Genomic DNA, 20568 nt, shown 5'->3' on the forward strand with positions numbered 1-20568 from the left:
TGCTGGCACGGAATGGCGATAACGGCAACGTGACGACCTTGGACTTGAGCTGGCAGGGACGGTTGAAGAAGCTGGACGTGAGAGGCACGGGGCTTACCCGCGTGAAACTTGCCACCGGTGCGCCTGTTGTGCAGTTATGCTTGCCGGAAACGATAGAGGAACTGTTTCTGGAATATCTTCCCAGGTTGGCAGAGAGCGGATTGGTACTGGATGGCATCGGTAACGTGCGAGGCTACCGGTTCATGGGTTGTCCGGGCATTGACGGGTTTGCCATGCTGGAACGTCTTCATCAGGCCAAGTTGAACGGTAGCGGTAAACTGGAGCGTTTTGTCCTTGACATCGATATGGAGGATGACGGCAGGCTGCTCGGAAAATACTACGATTATGGTACCTATACCTCCACCGGAGCGATAGACAACCGTCATTCCGGATTGCGTGGCAGGCTCCGCCTGACAAAGTACATGGAGGACGAAGAAGCGGACAGATACAGGGAGCGGTACCCTGAACTGGAGATTGTGCAACCGGCCTACAGTATCATCGAGTCGGACGAGAGCGTACCGGACGATGCCAATATCTCCAACCCGGACAACGAGACCGGCTATAAGTATGGAAATGCTTACGTCATGAATGCCCACGTGGCGGCGATCTTCAAGAAGCGCCACCGTGTGCTAGCCAAGGTGACGAAAAAGCCCACAAGCCGTAAAGAGGAGATGGCGGGCCAGACGGTTGACATCAACAATCCGGACGGTGAGATGACCTACTGTCCTTTGGATGATGCCGACAGCAACAAATATTACGACGGCAGTACGGCGAAACTTGACGGCAGCGAGGGTGATTGGATGATGTACGAGCCGTTCTTTTGGTCGAAGGGTATCAACGACTACCTGAACGGGAAGAACTACAGTTGTTACAGCTCCAACGGTCCCGATGATATGCCCCCCGTCCCTGACGTGACGGTGCTGACATTGGACGATATCAAGGGCACGCAGGGCGGTTACCTTGCGGAGCGCAAGCTGTTGAGCGGCAAGTCCACGCTGAAGGATTCCTACAGCACGGACAAGGCGTATTCAGTCTGCAAGGTGGATGTGCAAGGTTACAAGCGTGTACGTTTCCCGAGCGTACCGGGTACGGGTTTGGTAGGCAGCATATTTGTAGACAGCTCTGGAAATGTAGTCAAAACTATCGTGGTTCCAACAATCGGTCTGAAGTTCGAGGCCGGCATGTACTTGATATCGGATGTTCCGGAGGATGCCACGGCCTTGCACTTCTCGATCTTGAACACGGCCGAGTTCGACAAGGTCGTTCTTTCTAACTCCGACAAGATTGAGGATATGGAGCCCGATTGGGTAGCCAACGAGGAACATCTTTGTGCGATAGTAGGCAGCAGTGTGGTAGGTAGCAAGTTGCGTTCGTGCATAACAGGTAATTCCACGACGGCCAGTATGAACTGGATCGACTTTCATTATTACTCGGTTCAGCGCGGTATGCAACAGATAGACGCATTGATGCACTCTCGTATTGCGAACCTGTTTTATGCCCGTTATGGTCGTCGCGACAGCCAGGAACAGTGCGGAGGTGGTCAGCATACGAACAATCGTATCACGGGCGGTACAGCCGGTTATGGTATGCAGGATACGATCGGTTATGATGAAGCGTATAAAATAAACGACAAGATCACGAATTCCATCGTGGACGGTTCTATCCACCAATACGCTTGGTATCGTGGCCAGGACGAGTATGGTTCTCCGACCGTGACTCAGGTAAACAATATCTGCTGTTTGGGCTATGAGGACATTTACGGCAACAAGTATGACATGATGGACGGCGTGGATCTGCCGAACGATAGCGACAACGTGGGCAAATGGCGAATCTGGATGCCGGATGGCAGTACTCGTTTTGTCAAAGGTAAGACTACCAGCGACCAATGGATAGTAGGTGTCGCGCATGGCAAGTATATGGATATGGTGCCTGTTGGAAGCGCAAACGGCTCATCCAGTACATATTATTGCGATAAATACTGGATAAGTACCTCAACAGTCCGTGTGGTCTATCGCGGGTACCGCTATGCGAGTGCGTCTGGCGGCGTGTCGAATGCGAATGCGAATTCCGATGCATCGCACTCGAACACGTATGTCGGTTCCCGTCTGGCCTTCCGCGGCAAACTCGTTCGGGCGCAAAGCATCAAAGCGTATAAAGCGATTTGCGAAGTGTTGTAAGCGCAAAGCGCCAAAGCGTGGAGCGAAGCGACTAAAACGAACGAACGGTGTTCGGATGGTTTCCGAACGCCGTTCGTGTTATTATAAATACCGGCGTAAGCCGGTCGAAAATGGTTTAAGAAAATGAAATTTGATAGTGCTTTAGTATGTGTGAGAGAGTGCACAACACACCAATTTATACTATACAAATGTAGCGATTTTTGGCGAGACTACCAAATTTCTTAGTAATAATTAGAAGTGAGAAATTAAGCGGAAAAGGGCAGGGTAGAGGGTGTTTAGGGGTGCGAAAAAAAAGAACGTTTCGTTTTGGGAAAAAGAACGTTTCGTTCCCAAAAGTCGAAACATTTCGTTTTGCGGATTATATATAGAGAATGGCATTGAATATACCAACAATACCGGGGCTTCAATGACGATATTGAACAAGTCGTTAGCGGTTGGTGAAACAATGACTGTCAATAATATAAAAGAAATTGTTGATGACAGTTCGGCTCCTGAGGGGAAAAAACATATCATTCATGTTTTTTTATTAGACAAAGTTGAATATATAACGCCCAATAAAGGCCATTTGTTTGTTAAGACAGCATTCAATACTGAAAATGTGAAACCCTCTGCTTATTACGAAGAAGTGCAAGAAGGTATGTTTCGAAGTGTCATTATGCCGGTGAAAATAAATGAGATGGTCTTGGAATTCATCCTTGATGATCAGGGAGCATGTAGGGTAGATCCGGTTAATGGAGCTCCCAAGTTAGGTACGCCCGGCGATTTTTCACAGCCTTGTCAATATCTGGTGACAAATACGGCTCTTCGTCCTGATGGAGCTTCGGAATACAAGCGTTTGTATGAAATCCAAGTACATGTGTTACCTGTAACTTCGGAGGAAGCATATAAATGGAGTTCCGGTTCTATTTAAATCATTAGAAAAAGAAGAAAGGGGAAGAGAGGTAAAGCCAATCGCCTCTTTCTTCTTTCAACTATTTTATCATCTTCTTTATCCTAATAATATGAAATATCTCCTTTTTGTACTCTTTCTTTGTTGTAGTTCATTTGTTTGTTGGACTCAAGAAGATCGTTCCTTCTATCTGTTCTCTGATTTTGCCGATTCCTACATCCATTATAAAGATGGGAGAGTTTTTCAGGTACGATCCAATTACGATCTCCTGAGAAACAGGTTTAAATTTATTGATAAAGATAATGAAATAAAAGAATTTGCAGATCCCGATATGATTGTGTCCATAAAGGTGGGAGAACGGATATTCGTATTGGTGGATCGTGATGAAGCTGCAGAAGTCATACAAGCGAATCCACGTATTTTAGTTCAATATCTCGGTCAGAAAAGAATAAAAAAAGACTTGACGTTTGGAGGAAAAACAGAAACGGCTTCTGTTGATAGTTACTCCAATATGGTATATGGCTCAGGAGATAATGAAAAAAATGCCGTTCTTGCCAAAATAGTATGCCGGTTTTATATCGAAAAAAATAAACGGTTAAAACGATTCTCTACTGAAAAACAATTCCTGAAAATATTTCCTAAACATAAAGAATTGCTCAAACAATATATAGATGATCATAAGGTGACTTTTGAAACTGTTAGCGAAGTCAAAAATTTATGCAATTATGCCTTGTCTTTGAATTAAAAAAATTATGGCTTTATTTTTTGCAACGATATTGCGAAGGGGAACATCCTTTATATTTTTTGAATACTCGGTTAAAATATGGGATATCAGTAAAACCGACATGATAACATATTTCAGATATGGATATATATTCTTGTTCTAATAATTGGCATGCGAGTTCTATCCTGTACTCATTTAAATAAGTAGTGAAGGTTTTTCCTGTTGATTGTTTGAAAAATGAACAGAAAGCCGACTTGTTCATTCCAACATGGCGAACAACATCGTCAAGAGAAATATTCCGATATGCATTACAGATTACAAAAATGCGTATCATATCCAGCCGTTTCTGTTTCTTGTCTTTCTTCGTATATTTTCCTACAGTACGGGTTTTATCCGCCAACGGCAAAACGGCGAGTAATTTTATCATAGCCGAAAGGCGTTCCACTTCATTTTGTTTATGCATTGATTTTAAAATAGATGCAATGATTATAGATTGGGAATCATTGTATTTTAGGGCTTCTTGGATATTTTTGAATTTTTCAATATGTCGGTGGAGTTCAGGGAAATTTAATGAGCAATGATTGAGAAATTCATGAGTAAATGATAATGTAATGTTTACTATTTTGCCGTCTGTATCGGTCTTGTCACCATTAAAATACCAACAATGGGGAATTTCTGGTGGTATTATTACGACTTCACCGCTTTGAAACGGTTCTGTCGTATCTCCGATAAGTTTTATACCGGAACCGATAACAATAAGTGTCAATTCCCATGAGGGCTGTCTGTGTAACCCGATTTGCTCTTGGGGGAAAAGTCGAACGTAGTCATACGAAAATGATTGGTTTTCCAATAACATTACTCTATGGTTTATATTATTCTAAACAAAAATGAGAACATAACGAATCATACAAATATAAGACAATCTTTATGGAAAATGAAACAAATACATAGGTTTGCCATGAATTAACTTTGCCAACAAAAAATATAGCGATGATAAAATTGGATCACATGGCGATATATGTGCATGATTTGGAGAATATGAAAAACTTTTTTGTCCATTTCTTTTCTGCACAAGCCAATCAAATGTATCATAATCCCAAAACAGGATTAAGAACCTATTTTTTAACTTTTGCAGATGGTTCACGATTAGAAATCATGAATCGTCCTGAAATCCTCACTCGGGAGAAAGATCAGTTTCTAAGTGGATATATTCATATTGCTTTTTCTGTGGGTAGCAAAGAAGCCGTAGACAATCTTACCCGTGTGCTGGAGAATAACGGGTACGCAGTGATAAGCGGGCCAAGGAAAACGGGGGACGGATTTTATGAAAGTTGTATACAGGGTCCTGAAAATAATCTTATTGAAATAACGGAATAGATACAAATTATGGACAGGAAAACTTTTCTACAGATATCAGGGTTGCTATGCACAGGTTCTTTTTGGAATACAAATTTGGCGGCAGAAAAGGAGATTTCGACAGAGAAAGCAATGGGTGATTTTAAATTTCCCCTGATGGATTTACATGTTCACCGTTCCAAAGAGCTTACGATTGAAGATATTATCGCCAAATCCCGACAATTAAATATGAAAATTGGTGTCATGGAGAATGTCGCCCCGTGGGGCATTACCAATGATGCTCAATTAGAAGAATATATCAACACAATAAAACCATATCCTGTTTATATAGGTTTACAACCTATGAGCCCGGGATGGTCGGAAAAACTGTCACCCGAATTAATTGCACAGGCAGATTATATTGCGATGGATCCGCAGATTGTGGCAAAAGGAAACGGTTACGGAGAAACAATCTTGTTATGGGAATATAATGCATACATAGATGACCCGGATGAATTTATGAAACGCAACATGCAACATTACATGGATATTCTTATCGGAAGTGAGCCGTTGGATATATTTGCCTGTCCTCTTTTTCTTCCTTGTTGTATACAACGAAAATATGATATCCTTTGGACAAAGAATAGGTTGCAACAGATTGTTGATGCTGCTCGTTCAAGAAATATCGCAATAGAAATAAACGATACTGTACAAGTGCCACATGAAGATTTTATTTTAATGGCAAAAAAGGCCGGATTGAAATTCGTATTTGGTTCCGATTCGCGAAACCACACAGTAGGAAGACTCGATTATTGCAAACGGATTGCTCAAAGATGTAATCTTACGGAAAAAGATTTTTTTATCCCTAAAAGATATTGAAAATAGCATGCATGCTTTTGAAAAAGATTTTCGTCCTGACTTCATCAATGCACCACCCGTTTTTGGATGATGCAAATATATAAATTGCTATTTATCAAGAATATATAAAATGGAGAAATAATGAGTGACGAAGTCAAGAAAAACAGAGGCTACGCCGTAAAACTTAATTACGACACAGCCTCTTTGAAAGGGAGGGATGAATCAAATCAGATGAACAGATTTACATTCGCCTCTTCTGCCCGTTCGAGATAAGAAGCCACGCCACCCAGCGTGACATTGTCCATCAGTTCTTCTTTTTGCACGCCCATGACATCCATGCTCATGGTGCAGGCGATCATTTCCACGCCATTGTCTATGGCTTGTCGGATCAGGCTTTCCAGGCTGTCGATTCGCTTTTGCTTCATGATGAGACGCATCATCCAGCTACCGGCACCTCCCATATTCATTTTAGACAGTTTGAGTTTGCCGCTGTATGACGGAAGCATCCAGCCGAACATCTTACCGAAAATATCTTTGGAGACTACAGGTTTATGCTGTTTCTTGATCACATTCAACCCCCAAAACGTAAAGAACATGGTCACTTTCTTGCCGGTCGAAGCCGCTCCATTGGCAATGACAAAGGAGGCTAATGCCTTGTCCAGGTCATCGCTGAAGACGATCAGTGTCTTGTTGTCGGCATTATTCCGTGAAATCTCGCAGGAAGCTGTTTTATCCTGTTTACGAATGGTGGCGGCAACCACTCCGTTTTTGTTTTCCAATGCAACCAGTTCTGCGCCTGTCATCTTGCACCAGGAAGCGACATCCTTGCCAAAAGCCTGGTCGGTGGCAGTTATCTGAAGTTGTTCACCGGCCTTCAACGTCTCGTAGTTCTTTTTCAATTGCATCACAGGTCCGGGACACATCAGTCCGCATGCATCTACTTTCAACGGAGTGGCCTGGGGGGCGGAGTATCCGCAACTTGTGCCTCCCTGTGTTTCCGGCTTGTGGGAAACGACCTCTTTTATGGGTGCGGTCGCCACGCTCCACGTTTTGTATCCACCGGACAGGTTGCGCACATGCTTGAAGCCATTCTGCACCAAGATGCGATAGGCCAGGTAACCACGCAGTCCGACTGCACAGGTTACGACGATCGGTTTCTCTTTCGGCAGTTCGTCTAAATGTTCGCGTAATTCATCTACCGGTATGTTTATAAATCCGGGAATTGTACCTAATTTATATTCGTCGTGTGTACGGACATCGATTCGAATCGTGTCGGCCGGAAGTTCAGCGAGTTCGCGCCATTGGATGATCCGGGACTTTTCGCTTAAAATATTTTCAGCAACGAATCCGGCCATATTCACAGGATCTTTAGCTGACGAATAGGGCGGAGCATAGGCATGTTCCAATTCCGCCAGGTCGTAGACTGTCCCGCCTCGCTGTATCACTTGTGCCAGCATCTCGATGCGTTTGTCTACTCCGTCGAAACCGACAACTTGAGCTCCTAACAGTTTGCCGTTTTTCGGAGCGAACAATATCTTGATAGACAATGAAACGGCATTCGGATAATATCCGGCATGCGACACTCCGTGCGTATAGGATGATATGTATGCGATATTATTACGTTTCAACAATTTGGCATTGGCACCGGATGTGGCAACCGTCAGGTCGAATACTTTCGCGATGGAGGTTCCGATTGATCCCGGATATTTTTCTTTGTTGCCAAATACGATATTGTCTGCCACGATGCGTCCCTGTTTGTTTGCCGGTCCTGCCAGCGGAATAAGGGTCGGTTGTCCGGTTACGAGATGGCGTGTTTCGACAGCGTCGCCGAGAGCATATATATCGGCATCGGAAGTTTGCATGTAATCGTTTACGGCGATGCCACCCCGTTCTCCGATGGCGAGTCCTGCATCTTTGGCTAGTTTGGTTTCCGGGCGTACCCCGATGCTCAGCAAAACCATGTCGGTAGCGATCTGTTTGCCACTGCGGAGGTGTACGGTCACACCACCGTCTTTTTCTTCAAAACGGTTGACACCATCTTCCAAGTGCAGTCCGACTCCTTTCTCGGTCAGTTGCCGGTGTACGATTGCTGCCATTGAGAAGTCTAACGGAGCCATCACTTGGTCAGCCATTTCCACCACGTCGACCTGGATGCCTAAGTCATGCAGGTTTTCCGCCATTTCCAGTCCGATAAAGCCTCCACCTACAACGATAGCGTGTTTCGGGTTTTCGGTATTGACGTAATTCTTGATCGTATCGGTGTCCGGCACGTTGCGGAGCGTGAATATCTTCTTGCTTCCGATCCCTTCGATACCAGGCCGGAGCGGTTCGGCTCCCGGTGAAAGTACCAGTTTGTCGTATGTTTCGGTGTATGTTTCACCGGTGGACAGGTTCTTGACTTCTACTTCTTTTTTATCCGGACGGATGGCGGTTACTTCCTGTTTTGTACGGATATCAATCCGGAAACGGCCTGTGAAGCCTTTCACTGTCTGTACGAACAGCTTTTCCCGATTGTTGATCGTGCCACCTATATAATAAGGTAAGCCACAGTTGGCATACGATACATATTTTCCTCGTTCGAACAGGATGATATTGGCTTTTTCATCTATTCTGCGCAGACGTGCTGCGACGGTAGCTCCTCCGGCTACTCCTCCTATAATCAGGTAGTTCATGTTGTAAGTGTGTTTGTTTATCATTTTTTAAAGCAAAAGGATGCATGCTTTCTGAAAATAACATGCATCCTTTTGTAAAAAGATTTTCGTCGGACGACGGATAGATAGTTTGTTTAATCTCTATTGGAGAAATATTTCATGAATTGCGAGCGTTCATACATCGCCGGATTGGGAATGTTTGCATAGTTCAGTTTGCCTTTGAACTGGTCAAGCGACTGGTAATGTGCTTGGTGCATCCATTCTTCGATACAGGTGAGGACTTGTGAGATGATTTCCGCCCCGTGTGTATAAACGGCGCTGCACATCTGTACGGCATCGGCTCCTGCCAACAGGCATTTGATGACATCTTCCCAATCGTGTACGCCGGTAGAGGAAGCAATACTGATTCCGGGTATCTTGCCCGAAACGATTGCCGTCCAACGAAGCGTGTCACTCAAATCGGAATGGTTGCTGAAGACGTTGCCTGAGACGATTTGCATATTGTTGATGTCGATATCCGGTTGGTAAAAACGGTTGAAGAGGACGATTCCGTCCGCTCCGTTTACGGTCAGCGTATGGGCGACGGCCGGAATGTTACCGACCATTTTGCTCATCTTGATCATGACAGGGATCGAAACCGTTTCTTTCACTTTGCGGATAATGCTGACATACAAGTCGCGCATGTTTTCGCTGCTGTATGTGAGGTCTGTTTCCAGGAAGAACACGTTCAGTTCCAAGGCATCGGCTCCAGCCAATTCGATTTGGCGGGCAAATTCGACCCATGCATCCGATTTATAACAGTTGATGCTTGCGATAACCGGGATGGTGCATGATTCTTTTGTCTTCTGGATCAGTTCCAGATAACCGTTTATCTGATTTGCTTTTACATAGCTGCGTATGTAATCGGCTGCTTCGGGATAGTCCGAATCCTGCATCAATGCATTGCTTTGCATTTCAATCTGCTCTTCGAAGAGAGATTTCAGCACGATCGCTCCGGCACCGGCTTTTTCAAATTCCTTATTTCGTTCCGCATTGTTTGTCAGACCGGAACTTCCGACGATAAGCGGGTTACGGAGTGTTAGGCCCGCATATTGTGTTTTAATGTCAATCATGTCAGATTCAATTATGTTCAACGATTACAAAAATAGAGAATTATTTTCTACCTTATCTATTCTTGCCCTTTAAAATGGTTAAAACTCAATATTCCCGTTCTCCGAAAATACTGGTTCCTATACGTACCATTGTACTGCCTTCGCGGATGGCTACCGGGTAGTCATGGCTCATTCCCATCGATAATTCGCGGAAGTATTCGTCACCTTTGAATACCGAGTTTTTCAGTTCAGAGAAAAGTTCATGGAGTTTATGAAACTCATTCTGGATCTGAACTGTGTCGTCGGTGTTTGTAGCCATCCCCATCAGTCCGCATATCCGGATGTGGGGAAGGGTTTCGGGTGATAGACCGTGCAGCAGTTCGCGACATTCATCGGGACTGAAACCGTGTTTGGCTTCTTCCTGCGCGACATGTATCTCCAGCAGTACACGGATGATGCGGTTATGTTTGGCCGCCTGTTTGTCGACCTCCTGCAAAAGTTTCAGTGAGTCGATGCTGTGTATCATGTGGATGAACGGGGCGATGTCTTTCACCTTGTTACTTTGCAACGGGCCGATAAAATGCCACTCGATGTCACCGGGCAAAACTTTTTGCTTGGCCGTCAGTTCCTGGGCCCTGCTTTCACCAAATACACGTTGTCCGGCGTTGTAGGCTTCTTGCAAAGCCTCGGCCGGATGGAACTTGGAGACCGCTACCAGCGTGACACCTGCCGGCAGCGATGCTTTCAGTCTTGTTATATTCTCGGTGATGCTCATGCTTCTCTTGTTTCAGCCTGTTTTTTCTGTTCGGCAATCAGTTCTTCCTCGGATTTCTTTTCTGCAGGGATACTGTTGGCGTCAAAGGGGAAGACATCCATCAGCGGGGTTTCCGTGACGGATGCGATCGTATAGTCGGCAAGCGTACCCTTCATGCCGTCTTCCAGTACGGCGATGGCATCTTTCAGGTTCGACGCTTGTGCCAGCATCTGTGCTGCGGTTTTCTTTTCGGCTCCGCTCTTTTCGTCGAGGGTGATGAAGTAAACTTTGATCTTATAGAAGCGGTCGCCGTTTTCGTTGAAAAACAACTCTGACAAGCGGGCGCGTTTGATGTCTGTCACTGTAAATTCACCGGATACGAAGGGACGGATTTCTTCGATGATACGGGCTTCCGCTTCCGTGAATGACAGGGCGTCGACCAGATAAGGTTCCGTCACTTTCTTTTGTATTCCATTCTCCATGATTTTCTCGAAGGAGACTTTACATTCAAACCAGTTATGCATATATTTATACGTTTTATAATGTCTGTATTTCTATTTCAAACGAGGCACAAATATAACGGCAATTCGGGAATTAAACAACCGGAATGGATTTCTTTGTCAATTATTGGGATCACAGTGAACCTTTTACCGCGTACTCCGGTTATATAAGCGTAGTGTGTTTTTTCATGGTATTAGATTTTTAGATTAGTAATTAGGTTGTTTTGTCCGGTTCGAGAGGGATAGGGCAGAGGTTCTAAAATATCAGAGCCGGAAGTGTAGGAATTTCCCCTTGCTTTCCGGCTCTTTTATGTTTCAAAACTCGTCGTTGGCATAGATTGCTAACAGATTATTCGTTTTGTAGTCGAACAATTCATCGTCATTGAAAAAGCGTTTCAATTCGATGGCTGCTGTTTCAGGCGAATCGGAAGCATGTACGATGTTTTCTTGTACGCTCATACTGAAGTCGCCGCGGATCGTTCCCGGCTGTGCGTTTCTTCCGTTGGTGGCGCCTGTCAACTGGCGGACGACCTGTATGGCGTCCACCCCTTCCCAGCAACATACGATGACGGGACATACCGACATGGCGTCTTTGATGCGTTGGAAGAAAGGCTTTTCTTTCAGGTGTGCATAATGTTCACTGAGGATATTATCTGTCAGCCAGATCATTTTCATGCCTGCCAGTTGTAGGCCCTTTCTCTCGAAGCGGGAGATTATTTCCCCGATCAGTCCTCGCTGAATAGTACAGGGTTTCAGGATAACAAGTGTCTTTTCCATACTGTTTTTGTTTATAGGAGATTTGATGTATCTGTCAAAGATAAAGCAATTATTTCTAAAAAGTTGATTTATCGTATAATATTCAATAAAGATTTTGAAAAGTAGAAAAAACGGAAGGAGAATATGCAGGGTATGACTGTGTGAAAAGAGGTATTCCTATTCTGTCGGAGAAATACTAAATAATCCAAAACCAACCACATGCCGTTAGTACAGCGAGCGGCAGGTTTTGGATTATTTAGTATGTGGATCACTTTGCCTCATCGGACATGCCGTATTGACTGATAATAAATTACCTCAAAAACATTTTATCAAGGTTACATAGATTAACATTCAGACAATTAAAGCCATGCAGGCCCGATTACTTAATATATCTATATTTTCTCCAGTCCGGAAAAGTATCCCGGAGGAAATCGCGGAGAGTTTGACGGTTTACTCCGAATTTTTCGGCGATTTCGTTCATCGAGCATTTTTCATTGATCATTTTCTTGATGACATTTTCTTTTCCTGACAACCTGACCTGCATGGTCTTTTTACCTTTCGGACGACCGAGTATCGTGCCTTCTGCTTTTTTACGCGCAAGTGCCTCACGGGTACGTTGTGAGATCAGATTACGTTCGATTTCCGCGCTCAGGCTAAAGGCGAAGGCCAGGATTTTACTATTGATATTATTCCCTAATTCATAGCGCTCTTTGACTGTAAGGACGATGATATCCCGTTCCATGCACTGGTGAAGGAAGCTCATGACCTGCATCAAATTACGGCCAAGCCTTGATAATTCTGTTGTTACAAGTGTGTCACCTTTACGAATTTGCTTTAGTAATCTGCCGAGTTGGCGATCCGATACATTTGTTGTTCCGCTAATTGTTTCGTCTACCCAACGTTCGATACGGAAACCTTTCGCTTTTGAATAGTTTTCAATCTCGAAACGTTGATTCTCAGTACTCTGTTTATCCGTACTGACTCTTACATAACCGTATATCATACCATCTGAATATTAAATGAATAACTAAAGATACTTCAGAAATAGAAAAGAAAGGGTGGGATTAGTATTTACCAACTTTTTTTATTGTCATATGATTATAAGAGTGCATTCCCTCTACAAAGGTGGATATAATAATTTAAACGAAACAGCCTCTGAAAATAAAAATTAAATTAAATTTTACGCAGTGAAAGGGGAAAGGAGTATTTTTGCCGGAAAGAATAGTGGGATATGAAGAAATTATTGTCACTGCCGCCTAACCTGGTTGGCTGTTTTCATGAGATAGCGAATGCCGATCCGGCGGATTGGTTTTGTACGTCCGATCCGGTAGGTGCCCGTCTGGGATCAGGTGGAGGAACGACTTGGTTGCTTGAAGCTTGCCGTCGGGACGATGAAACTGCCGGAGCGTTGACTGCCGGAGAATGGCTGGCGCGTGAAAAGCGAATTTTACTGCATGCGGGAGGGCAGAGCCGACGTTTGCCCGGATATGCTCCTTCGGGCAAGATATTGACACCCATTCCGGTGTTCAGGTGGGCGAGGGGACAGAAATTGTCTCAAAACCTCCTTTCACTCCAACTACCGCTGTATGAGGAGATCATGCGCAAAGCACCGGATTCGTTGCATACGTTGATTGCCAGTGGCGATGTCTACCTGCGTAACAGCGAGCCGTTGCAGGAGATCCCTGAGGCCGATGTTGTTTGTTACGGCTTGTGGGTGGATCCTGTACTTGCCACTCGCCACGGAGTCTTTGTGTCGGACCGCAAATCTCCCGACCAGCTCGATTTCATGCTTCAGAAACCTACTCTCGACGAGTTGGGACGCTTGGCGGGCACGCATCTTTTCCTGATGGATATAGGAGTCTGGTTGCTCAGTGACCGGGCGGTGGAACTGTTGATGAAACATTCTTACTATCCGGACGGAAAACAGATGAAGGAATACGACCTGTATTCTGAGTTCGGTCTTGCTCTCGGAGTTCATCCGCGCATAACCGACGAAGAATTGAATGCGCTGACCGTTGCTATCTTGCCGTTGCCGGGAGGAGAGTTTTACCATTATGGTACGAGCCGCGAACTGATTTCCTCGACGCTGTCGGTGCAGAACCTTGTACGTGACCAACGGGCAATCATGCAACGTAAGGTAAAACCGCATCCGGCCATGTTTGTTCAGAATGCTGAAGTTTGTTGTTCACTGACCTCCGGCAATTCCGAACTGTGGATCGAAAACAGTTTTGTCGGGAAACGGTGGAGTCTTGCCGATCGGCATGTGATTACGGGTGTTCCGGTGAACGATTGGGAGTTGCACATTCCTTCCGGTGTGTGCATTGATGTCGTGCCTTTCGGAGACGAAGGTTGGGTGGCGCGTCCGTATGGTTTCAATGATACTTTCAAAGGAAATACGGCGGATGAATCAACGCTCTTTATGGGGCGTCCCATCGTGGAATGGGCTGCGGAGCGGGAGATCAGCCTGCCGGAGTGTACCGACATACAGAATGCAGCTTTGTTCCCTGTCTGTCGGAGTGTGGACGAACTGGAAGTCGCATTGCGCTGGATGGTCTCCGAACCCCATCTGGATGAAGGAGGCCGGGTATGGAAAACGGCTGAAAAAATGTCTGCAAACCGACTTTCCGACTGTGCGAATCTCCGTCGTTTGTTTGCCCAGCGCGAAGCGTTCAGAAAGAAAAACTGGCCGATGCTTGCAGCTAATCATGATAAAAGTATTTTCTATCAGTTGGATCTGGCTGATGCCGCTTCTGAATTTGTCTCCGGAGGAATTGCGCTACCAGAGGCCTTGCCGGCAGAAGCACCGTTGATGAAGCGTGTGCATGACCATATGTTCCGTGCCCGTGTTCTGCAACTTTCTGGTGATGAACGGGGGATGGTGGAACAGCAGCAGGCATTCTCACTGTTGCGTGAAGGCTTGATCGGTACGATTGCAGAGGAGAAACAGGCTCCTCGCCTTAATGTCTATCGCGATCAGATTGTCTGGGGGCGCAGTCCTGTGCGTATCGACTTGGCGGGAGGCTGGACGGATACGCCTCCTTACTGTATGTATGCCGGCGGCAATGTCGTGAACGTGGCGATCGAGTTGAACGGGCAGCCTCCCTTACAGGTTTATGTGAAGCCGGCTCGCGAGTATCGTATCATTCTTCGTTCTATCGACATCGGGGCGATGGAGAGTATCTCGACTTGGGACGAACTGCGTAACTTTAACAAGGTCGGTTCTCCTTTCTCTATCCCGAAAGCGGCGTTGGCTCTGGCCGGGTTTACACCCGAATTCTCTGCAGGTCGTTATGCTTCGCTGGAAGAGCAGTTGAAAGCATTCGGTTGTGGGTTGGAGGTGACCTTGCTGGCTGCAATCCCGGCCGGTTCCGGTTTGGGAACAAGTTCGATCCTCGCAGCTACGGTATTGGGTGCGTTGTCGGATTTTTGTGGTTTGGCGTGGGATAAGAACGAGATTGGTAACCGGACGCTGATCCTTGAGCAGTTGCTCACGACCGGAGGGGGCTGGCAAGACCAGTACGGTGGCGTGTTGCATGGATTGAAACTGTTGCAGACGGGTGAGGGCTTCCACCAGAACCCATCGGTACGTTGGTTGCCGGAATATCTTTTTACCGAACCCGAATATCGTGCTTGCCACCTGCTTTACTATACAGGGATTACCCGTACGGCGAAAGATATCCTTGCTGAAATTGTACGTGGAATGTTCTTAAACAGTGGTACGCATCTTCGTCTGCTTTCCGAAATGAAGGTGCATGCATTAGATATGTACGAGGCGATCCTTCGAGGTGATTTCGCTTCTTATGGACGGTTGGTCGGTAAAAGTTGGGAACAAAACAAGGCACTTGATGCCGGGACAAATCCGCCTGCCGTAGAACGGCTTATCTCTCGTATCAAAGAGTATGCTCTGGGCTATAAACTTCCCGGTGCCGGCGGAGGTGGTTACCTTTATATCGTAGCCAAAGACCCGGAAGCCTCTTTGCAGATCCGCCGGCTTCTCACGACTGACCCGCAAAATGGCAATGCCCGTTTTGTCGAAATGAGTTTGTCGGATAAAGGACTGCAGGTGAGCCGGTCATAAAGCCTTTTGCGGGTCTTGGACTTCGGATTCCGATGGTGAAAAGTTCGCATATTCCTTGATGAGCAAGTATCCGCATCCCCCGATGAAGGCAAGGAAGACGAATGCTGCCAGAATCAACAATTTTTGGGGAGAGGATGCTTTGAGAGGAACGGTTGCCGGTTCGATAATGGTGTAGACCGGCGTTTGTTCCTGTACCCGGAGTTTGTCCTGTTCGAGTTTTTGTGCCAGCGTGTTATATACATTGAATGTAAGAGTCATCTCATTGCGTAAACGTTCTTGCTCGGTACGGTAACTGGCGGAGATGATGTTTTTGTTGCTGTCTTCAAAAGCTGCATAGGCTTGCTGTGCTTTGTAATAGGCACTGCGGGACTCTTTTAGTACTTTTTCCGTAAATTCCATGTCTTTCTTTGCTTTCTGTGTACGGTAATGCGTGATGTAGGTTTGCAGTTTTATCACGATACTGTGTGCCACGTCGGCCGAGATTAGCGGGTCTTGCATGTCGACACCGAGAGTAACGACCTGTGTCTTCTTATCGACAAAGACCGTGATGCGTTGGCGTAGACTTTTCAGTACCTCTTCTTGTTTGTGGGTGAGCCGGAAGGGGTTGAGCCGGCCATCGTTCTCTTCATTGTCGGAGAGAAACGAACGAAAGGCCGCGATCCCTTTTAAAGGCGCTTTCACAAGAATGGTCCACCAGGCGGAACGCTGATGGTCGGCCATGTAATCGTATAAAGAAATCGTGTATTTCTTCTCTTTGTCGGTCACCTTTTCGGGGAAAAGCTCCAACAGGAAAGGTGTACTGTGCACAATGTCGGGATAGAGGTTCGGCGACAAAGCATCCTGGCCGGAGGCCGAGCCAATGTCTATCCCTGCCATTGCCGCCAGCCCGCCGAGGCTGCCCATCTTGCCTGTGGCATTGGTCGTTTCGGGAGCCAGTTTCACCGTTGTGGAAAATTCTTTGGGTATGCTGAATGCAATGATGAGCCCTACCACTGTTGCAATCCCGCAACATTTGCCGAAGAAACGCCGCTTTTTCCACAGGTAACCGGCGAGAGCGATCAAGTCGATCTCCGGTAGTGGAGACGACGGGGTATGATTGTTCTTATCCATCTGTTTACTTTAGGAGATTAACCATTGACGTTATCATTGCAGCCATTGAAGTGACGGAACTGCCGACACTCATGATCTCTGCCAGGCTTGTCCGGCGGTCACGTTGCGTCTTGGCAGGCACTACGATTTCGCAGCCCGGTTCGACCTTGGGGTAGCGTTTGAAAAAAATCATCTTACGCTGTGTAGTCGCCACTTTTCCATTCATATAGATGACGATCGGATACTTGCGGGCAATGTCGTTGTAGCCTCCGGCTTGCGAGAGGCAGTCGCGGACGTTCATCCCTTTCGTATAGGTCACGCTGTTGGGGTAGGTGACGGAACCGCTCACCTTCACCGTGCTTTGTTGTTGGGGGATATAGAGCACATCTCCGTCGCGCAACACCAGGTCGTCGGCACTTCCCGGATGGGCGAGTGCCTTTTGCAGATCGATGCCTACGGGGTATTCTTTCAGGTTGGCAAGTGAAACGGTGATCGAGTCACGACTCTGCTTGCTGTTGTTACTCAATTGCAGGAGAGTCTCGATCTGGCGCAACTCGTCCGTCGTCAGTTTCCGCTTCAGGCTGGCTCCCCGTACATAGGCATCCGGAGTGATGCCTCCCGACTGTACGATCAGTTCGCTTAAACGCGTGTTTTTTTTCTTTAAAGCATAGCTGCCTGTAAAAGTGATCTCGCCTCCGACCTTTACGACTTGTTGCTCCTGATAACCGGGAGAAAAACGGACGAACACTTCATCGAAAGGTTCGAGGGTGAAAAGCGTATCGCCGGAGGTGACTGCCAGCCCTTCATCGAGGGTAAAGCTAAAAGTCTCGGCCGTTTGGTTGCTGCTTCGGGTGGCGGACGGGTCTTTGATCCGTCGTGCCACTTCCACATTGATGATCGATGCCGCTTCACGCAGGCCGCCGGCGAGGACGATAACATCCTCAACCGTCAAGTTCTTACGGAAAGGTAGTACGGTGTCGGGAGCGTTGACTGCTCCGCTGACTTTGATCGTATAAGGTTCACGAAGGTCAAACAGAGAAGGTATATAGAGCCGGTCTTCTTTCTGCAATTCGATGTCAGGAGCTTTCCCGTTCAAAATGTCTACAATATTGATGGCGATCACCGAACTGGTGAAATCCGGGTTGAGCCTTGTGATCTGTGCGCGTCCGGCAAACTCATCTCCTTTAAGGCCCGATGCCTGTCCGATCAATTGCCTGACGGTGTGCACGTCCGGGCTCAGTTCGTATTCACCTGGACGCCAGACGGCACCGGAAATGATGATCCGGTTATCGTAGAAAGGAATGACTGAATCGACCATCAGCGAATCGCCGTCTTGCAGTACGAATGTCTGGAACTGTTCTTCATTGACAGAGGCAATCTTGTAGCGGTCTCCGGCTTTGCGTTTCACCCGTATGCTGCCGGTGTAGGCATCGCCCGTAAACCCGCCTGCCATGTCGAGCAGGTCGGCAAGCGTCTCTCCCCGCCGGAGTTCATAGGTGCGGTCTCTTTTTACTTTTCCGGCAGCGGTGACAAGCTGTTCGTAAGGTCCGATAATAATCATGTCGTTGTCTTCCAGGCGTATATTCGTGTCGTATTTGCCGTTCAGCAGATAGTCATACACATCGAGGTTGGCGATCTCTTTGCTGTTCCTGTATATCTTGATGTTTCGTAGCGAACCTATGTCGTTTACCCCTCCTGCCGCATAAAGGGCGTTGAAAAGCGTGGCGAGCGACGAGAGTGTATAAGTTCCGGGTGCAACAGCCTCACCGACAATATTGACTTTGATGCTGCGGATCTGTCCCAGTCCGACAGAAACAAACGTGTTGGGTTGGTTGCCATCGAGCGTTGCCATGATTTTCCCCAATTCTTGCCGGATACGGTTCTCTGCCGCTTCGATAGTCAGTCCGCTCAGGGATACCGGACCGACATTGGGGATCAGGATTGTCCCGTCGGGAGAAATACTGAGTTTCAGATTCAGCTCCGAATCTCCCCAGACATTGATCAGTAACTCGTCTCCTGCCGATAGAACATAATTTTTAGGCGTCGGTATGTTCAACTCCGGTTCGAATGTCAAATTCTTATCGGAAAAAATCTCGCGTCCGAAAACAATATTTTCCAAAGGTTGTTCCGGCTTATGCTCGTTGCGCTGTTCCGTTAGCGAAGGAAGCGTCTGTTGGGCAGAAAGGGAACGGTCGGATACGGTGTTTTCCGTAGGCGGATAAATGATTTGGTTGATTCCGTTTTGTTCTTTCCCCTGTTTGGTTATTTCTTTTTGTATCTGTTCCTCCGTTATCCCGGCGGCACGGGCTTTATCGATCAGTTCCTGTGGTATTTGTGCCTGTATGGTGGTCGATACCAGCAGAAGCAGGAATCCGAAGAAACATTGTACCGGGCGCCGTTGTCTCGTCCGTTGGCGGCCAGACGGTTTTAGCCGGCATAATACGGCTTGTTCTTTGTCAAGATTTTTCATATTACTTTTTCTATTGTTTGAACGATTCGTTGGCTGGCAGTCCCGTCTCCATAGGGATTTATTGCCTGGCTCATACGGTTATAATAAGTATTGTCGTCCAGCAAGCGGGATACCTCATTCACAATCCGGTCGTAATCCGTTCCAACCAACTTCACCGTTCCTGCGTCAAGCGCTTCCGGCCGTTCCGTGGTGTCACGCATAACAAGTACCGGTTTTCCTAAACCCGGAGCCTCTTCTTGTATACCACCACTGTCGGTCAGGACGAGTGTCGACTTCTCCATTAGATAGACGAAAGGCAGATATTCCAACGGCTCTATAAAAAACAGATTGGAAAGATGAGCATTCCTGAATACCTCGTGAATGGGTTTCCTGACATTTGGGTTCAAGTGCATGGGATAGACAAAGTCCACCTCTGTATACCGTTCAGCCAAAGTCTTGATTGCTTGGCATATCTGGATGAATCCGTCGCCGAAATTTTCCCGGCGGTGGCCTGTTATTAAAACCATTTTGCGACGGCTTTGTTCCGCAAAATACGCGGTTTTATAACCTGCGGATCTCAATTGGATGTTGAGTTGCTGGCGTAAGGTTGGATTCTCACGAATTGTTGAGACAACGTGATAAAGAGTATCGATCACAGTGTTTCCGGTAATATGGATATTGTCCGCATCGACACCTTCCTGTAGCAAATTGTTCCGGCTCAAGGCGGTAGGGGCGAAATGCCAGGTTGCAATCCTCCCCGTGATCTGTCTGTTCATTTCTTCGGGCCAGGGGCTGTAGATGTTATGCGTACGCAGTCCCGCTTCTACATGCCCTACCGGTATTTGCCCGTAGAAGGCGGCAAGTGCTGCAGCCGTTGAAGTTGTGGTGTCTCCATGAACCAGGACGATATCAGGCTTTGCTTCCTGCAGGACGTCTCGCATCCCTGTCAACACTCGGGCTGTTACGTCGTATAGATCCTGTCCCTGCCTCATGATGTTGAGATCGTAATCGGGCCGGATGTTGAAAAGTCTCAATACTTGGTCCAGCATCTCCCTGTGCTGTCCGGTAACGCAGACAATGGTCTCGAATTTATTTTTTTTCTGTTGGAACGCTTTTATCAATGGCGCCATTTTAATTGCTTCGGGGCGAGTGCCGAAGACAAGCATAATTTTCTTCAT

At 46.7% G+C, this 20568-nt stretch carries 15 protein-coding genes and 1 pseudogene; 6 read left to right on the forward strand and 10 right to left on the reverse strand.

The window, feature by feature from the left end:
• The 3 genes and pseudogenes from BQ9893_RS18785 to BQ9893_RS18795 form a co-directional block, all read left to right on the forward strand.
• Window positions 1–2216, forward strand: a pseudogene (locus tag BQ9893_RS18785) (hypothetical protein); the annotation flags it as partial.
• A gap of 406 nt (window positions 2217–2622) precedes the next feature.
• A complete protein-coding gene (locus BQ9893_RS18790; protein WP_244155219.1) occupies window positions 2623–3126 on the forward strand; it encodes a DUF5018-related domain-containing protein in 504 nt (167 codons plus the stop codon).
• Between the two features lie 91 nt (window positions 3127–3217).
• Window positions 3218–3850 (forward strand): hypothetical protein, encoded by a 633-nt coding sequence (locus BQ9893_RS18795; protein WP_075967472.1) that lies wholly within the window; start codon window positions 3218–3220, stop codon window positions 3848–3850.
• A gap of 13 nt (window positions 3851–3863) precedes the next feature.
• Here BQ9893_RS18795 and BQ9893_RS18800 read toward each other — a convergent pair whose 3' ends face one another.
• Window positions 3864–4685, reverse strand: coding sequence for an AraC family transcriptional regulator (locus BQ9893_RS18800; protein ID WP_075967473.1), 822 nt, complete (start codon window positions 4683–4685; stop codon window positions 3864–3866).
• A gap of 134 nt (window positions 4686–4819) precedes the next feature.
• On the opposite strand from BQ9893_RS18800, the gene BQ9893_RS18805 reads away from it, so the two are divergent.
• Together BQ9893_RS18805 and BQ9893_RS18810 are read left to right on the forward strand one after the other, a co-directional pair.
• The gene (locus BQ9893_RS18805) at window positions 4820–5206 is read left to right on the forward strand and encodes a VOC family protein (RefSeq protein ID WP_208610830.1); all 387 of its coding nucleotides are present in this window, start codon (window positions 4820–4822) and stop codon (window positions 5204–5206) included.
• A gap of 9 nt (window positions 5207–5215) precedes the next feature.
• A complete protein-coding gene (locus tag BQ9893_RS18810) occupies window positions 5216–6043 on the forward strand; it encodes a PHP domain-containing protein (RefSeq protein ID WP_075967474.1) in 828 nt (275 codons plus the stop codon).
• A 206-nt stretch (window positions 6044–6249) separates the two neighbouring features.
• Here BQ9893_RS18810 and BQ9893_RS18815 read toward each other — a convergent pair whose 3' ends face one another.
• From BQ9893_RS18815 to BQ9893_RS18840, 6 genes are all read right to left on the reverse strand, one after another.
• A complete protein-coding gene (locus BQ9893_RS18815) occupies window positions 6250–8694 on the reverse strand; it encodes an FAD-dependent oxidoreductase (protein WP_075967475.1) in 2445 nt (814 codons plus the stop codon).
• 113 nt (window positions 8695–8807) lie between these two features.
• On the reverse strand, window positions 8808–9785 hold the full coding sequence (locus BQ9893_RS18820; RefSeq protein ID WP_075967476.1) for a dihydroorotate dehydrogenase-like protein: 978 nt from the start codon (window positions 9783–9785) through the stop codon (window positions 8808–8810).
• Between the two features lie 85 nt (window positions 9786–9870).
• Window positions 9871–10539 carry a YggS family pyridoxal phosphate-dependent enzyme gene (locus BQ9893_RS18825; protein WP_075967477.1) on the reverse strand — a complete coding sequence of 223 codons (669 nt, stop codon included), beginning with the start codon at window positions 10537–10539 and terminating at the stop codon, window positions 9871–9873.
• Window positions 10536–11042 carry a DUF4494 domain-containing protein gene (locus BQ9893_RS18830; protein ID WP_075967478.1) on the reverse strand — a complete coding sequence of 169 codons (507 nt, stop codon included), beginning with the start codon at window positions 11040–11042 and terminating at the stop codon, window positions 10536–10538. The genes BQ9893_RS18825 and BQ9893_RS18830 overlap by 4 nt, the downstream gene beginning before the upstream one ends.
• Before the next feature lie 291 nt (window positions 11043–11333).
• Complete coding sequence (gene ndk / locus BQ9893_RS18835) at window positions 11334–11795, reverse strand: nucleoside-diphosphate kinase (protein WP_075967479.1); 462 nt, start codon at window positions 11793–11795, stop codon at window positions 11334–11336.
• A 358-nt stretch (window positions 11796–12153) separates the two neighbouring features.
• Window positions 12154–12777 (reverse strand): master DNA invertase Mpi family serine-type recombinase, encoded by a 624-nt coding sequence (locus BQ9893_RS18840; protein WP_075967480.1) that lies wholly within the window; start codon window positions 12775–12777, stop codon window positions 12154–12156.
• A gap of 228 nt (window positions 12778–13005) precedes the next feature.
• Here BQ9893_RS18840 and BQ9893_RS18845 point away from each other — a divergent pair, with 228 nt between their 5' ends.
• Window positions 13006–15852 (forward strand): bifunctional fucokinase/fucose-1-phosphate guanylyltransferase, encoded by a 2847-nt coding sequence (locus BQ9893_RS18845; protein WP_075967481.1) that lies wholly within the window; start codon window positions 13006–13008, stop codon window positions 15850–15852.
• On the opposite strand, the gene BQ9893_RS18850 is transcribed toward BQ9893_RS18845, so the two are convergent.
• From BQ9893_RS18850 to wecB, 3 genes are read right to left on the reverse strand one after another with little or no spacing between them, the layout of a single operon-like run.
• Window positions 15847–16962, reverse strand: coding sequence for a GNVR domain-containing protein (locus BQ9893_RS18850; RefSeq protein WP_075967482.1), 1116 nt, complete (start codon window positions 16960–16962; stop codon window positions 15847–15849). The genes BQ9893_RS18845 and BQ9893_RS18850 overlap by 6 nt on opposite strands.
• A gap of 4 nt (window positions 16963–16966) precedes the next feature.
• Complete coding sequence (locus tag BQ9893_RS18855; RefSeq protein WP_075967483.1) at window positions 16967–19411, reverse strand: SLBB domain-containing protein; 2445 nt, start codon at window positions 19409–19411, stop codon at window positions 16967–16969.
• Window positions 19408–20568 (reverse strand): non-hydrolyzing UDP-N-acetylglucosamine 2-epimerase, encoded by a 1161-nt coding sequence (wecB, locus tag BQ9893_RS18860; RefSeq protein WP_075967484.1) that lies wholly within the window; start codon window positions 20566–20568, stop codon window positions 19408–19410. Before wecB ends, BQ9893_RS18855 begins: the two co-directional genes overlap by 4 nt.

The sequence above is a fragment of the Parabacteroides massiliensis genome (genome assembly GCF_900155425.1).
In the GTDB taxonomy this organism is placed as follows: domain Bacteria; phylum Bacteroidota; class Bacteroidia; order Bacteroidales; family Tannerellaceae; genus Parabacteroides; species Parabacteroides massiliensis.

Excerpts from the sequence above, each read along its gene's own strand:
- BQ9893_RS18790 (WP_244155219.1), top strand. The coding sequence starts at position 2,623 with ATGACGATATTGAACAAGTCGTTAGCGGTTGGTGAAACAATGACTGTC.
- BQ9893_RS18795 (WP_075967472.1), top strand. The coding sequence starts at position 3,218 with ATGAAATATCTCCTTTTTGTACTCTTTCTTTGTTGTAGTTCATTTGTT.
- BQ9893_RS18800 (WP_075967473.1), bottom strand. The coding sequence starts at position 4,685 with ATGTTATTGGAAAACCAATCATTTTCGTATGACTACGTTCGACTTTTC.
- BQ9893_RS18805 (WP_208610830.1), top strand. The coding sequence starts at position 4,820 with ATGATAAAATTGGATCACATGGCGATATATGTGCATGATTTGGAGAAT.
- BQ9893_RS18810 (WP_075967474.1), top strand. The coding sequence starts at position 5,216 with ATGGACAGGAAAACTTTTCTACAGATATCAGGGTTGCTATGCACAGGT.
- BQ9893_RS18815 (WP_075967475.1), bottom strand. The coding sequence starts at position 8,694 with ATGAACTACCTGATTATAGGAGGAGTAGCCGGAGGAGCTACCGTCGCA.
- BQ9893_RS18820 (WP_075967476.1), bottom strand. The coding sequence starts at position 9,785 with ATGATTGACATTAAAACACAATATGCGGGCCTAACACTCCGTAACCCG.
- BQ9893_RS18825 (WP_075967477.1), bottom strand. The coding sequence starts at position 10,539 with ATGAGCATCACCGAGAATATAACAAGACTGAAAGCATCGCTGCCGGCA.
- BQ9893_RS18830 (WP_075967478.1), bottom strand. The coding sequence starts at position 11,042 with ATGCATAACTGGTTTGAATGTAAAGTCTCCTTCGAGAAAATCATGGAG.
- ndk (WP_075967479.1), bottom strand. The coding sequence starts at position 11,795 with ATGGAAAAGACACTTGTTATCCTGAAACCCTGTACTATTCAGCGAGGA.
- BQ9893_RS18840 (WP_075967480.1), bottom strand. The coding sequence starts at position 12,777 with ATGATATACGGTTATGTAAGAGTCAGTACGGATAAACAGAGTACTGAG.
- BQ9893_RS18845 (WP_075967481.1), top strand. The coding sequence starts at position 13,006 with ATGAAGAAATTATTGTCACTGCCGCCTAACCTGGTTGGCTGTTTTCAT.
- BQ9893_RS18850 (WP_075967482.1), bottom strand. The coding sequence starts at position 16,962 with ATGGATAAGAACAATCATACCCCGTCGTCTCCACTACCGGAGATCGAC.
- BQ9893_RS18855 (WP_075967483.1), bottom strand. The coding sequence starts at position 19,411 with ATGAAAAATCTTGACAAAGAACAAGCCGTATTATGCCGGCTAAAACCG.
- wecB (WP_075967484.1), bottom strand. The coding sequence starts at position 20,568 with ATGAAGAAAATTATGCTTGTCTTCGGCACTCGCCCCGAAGCAATTAAA.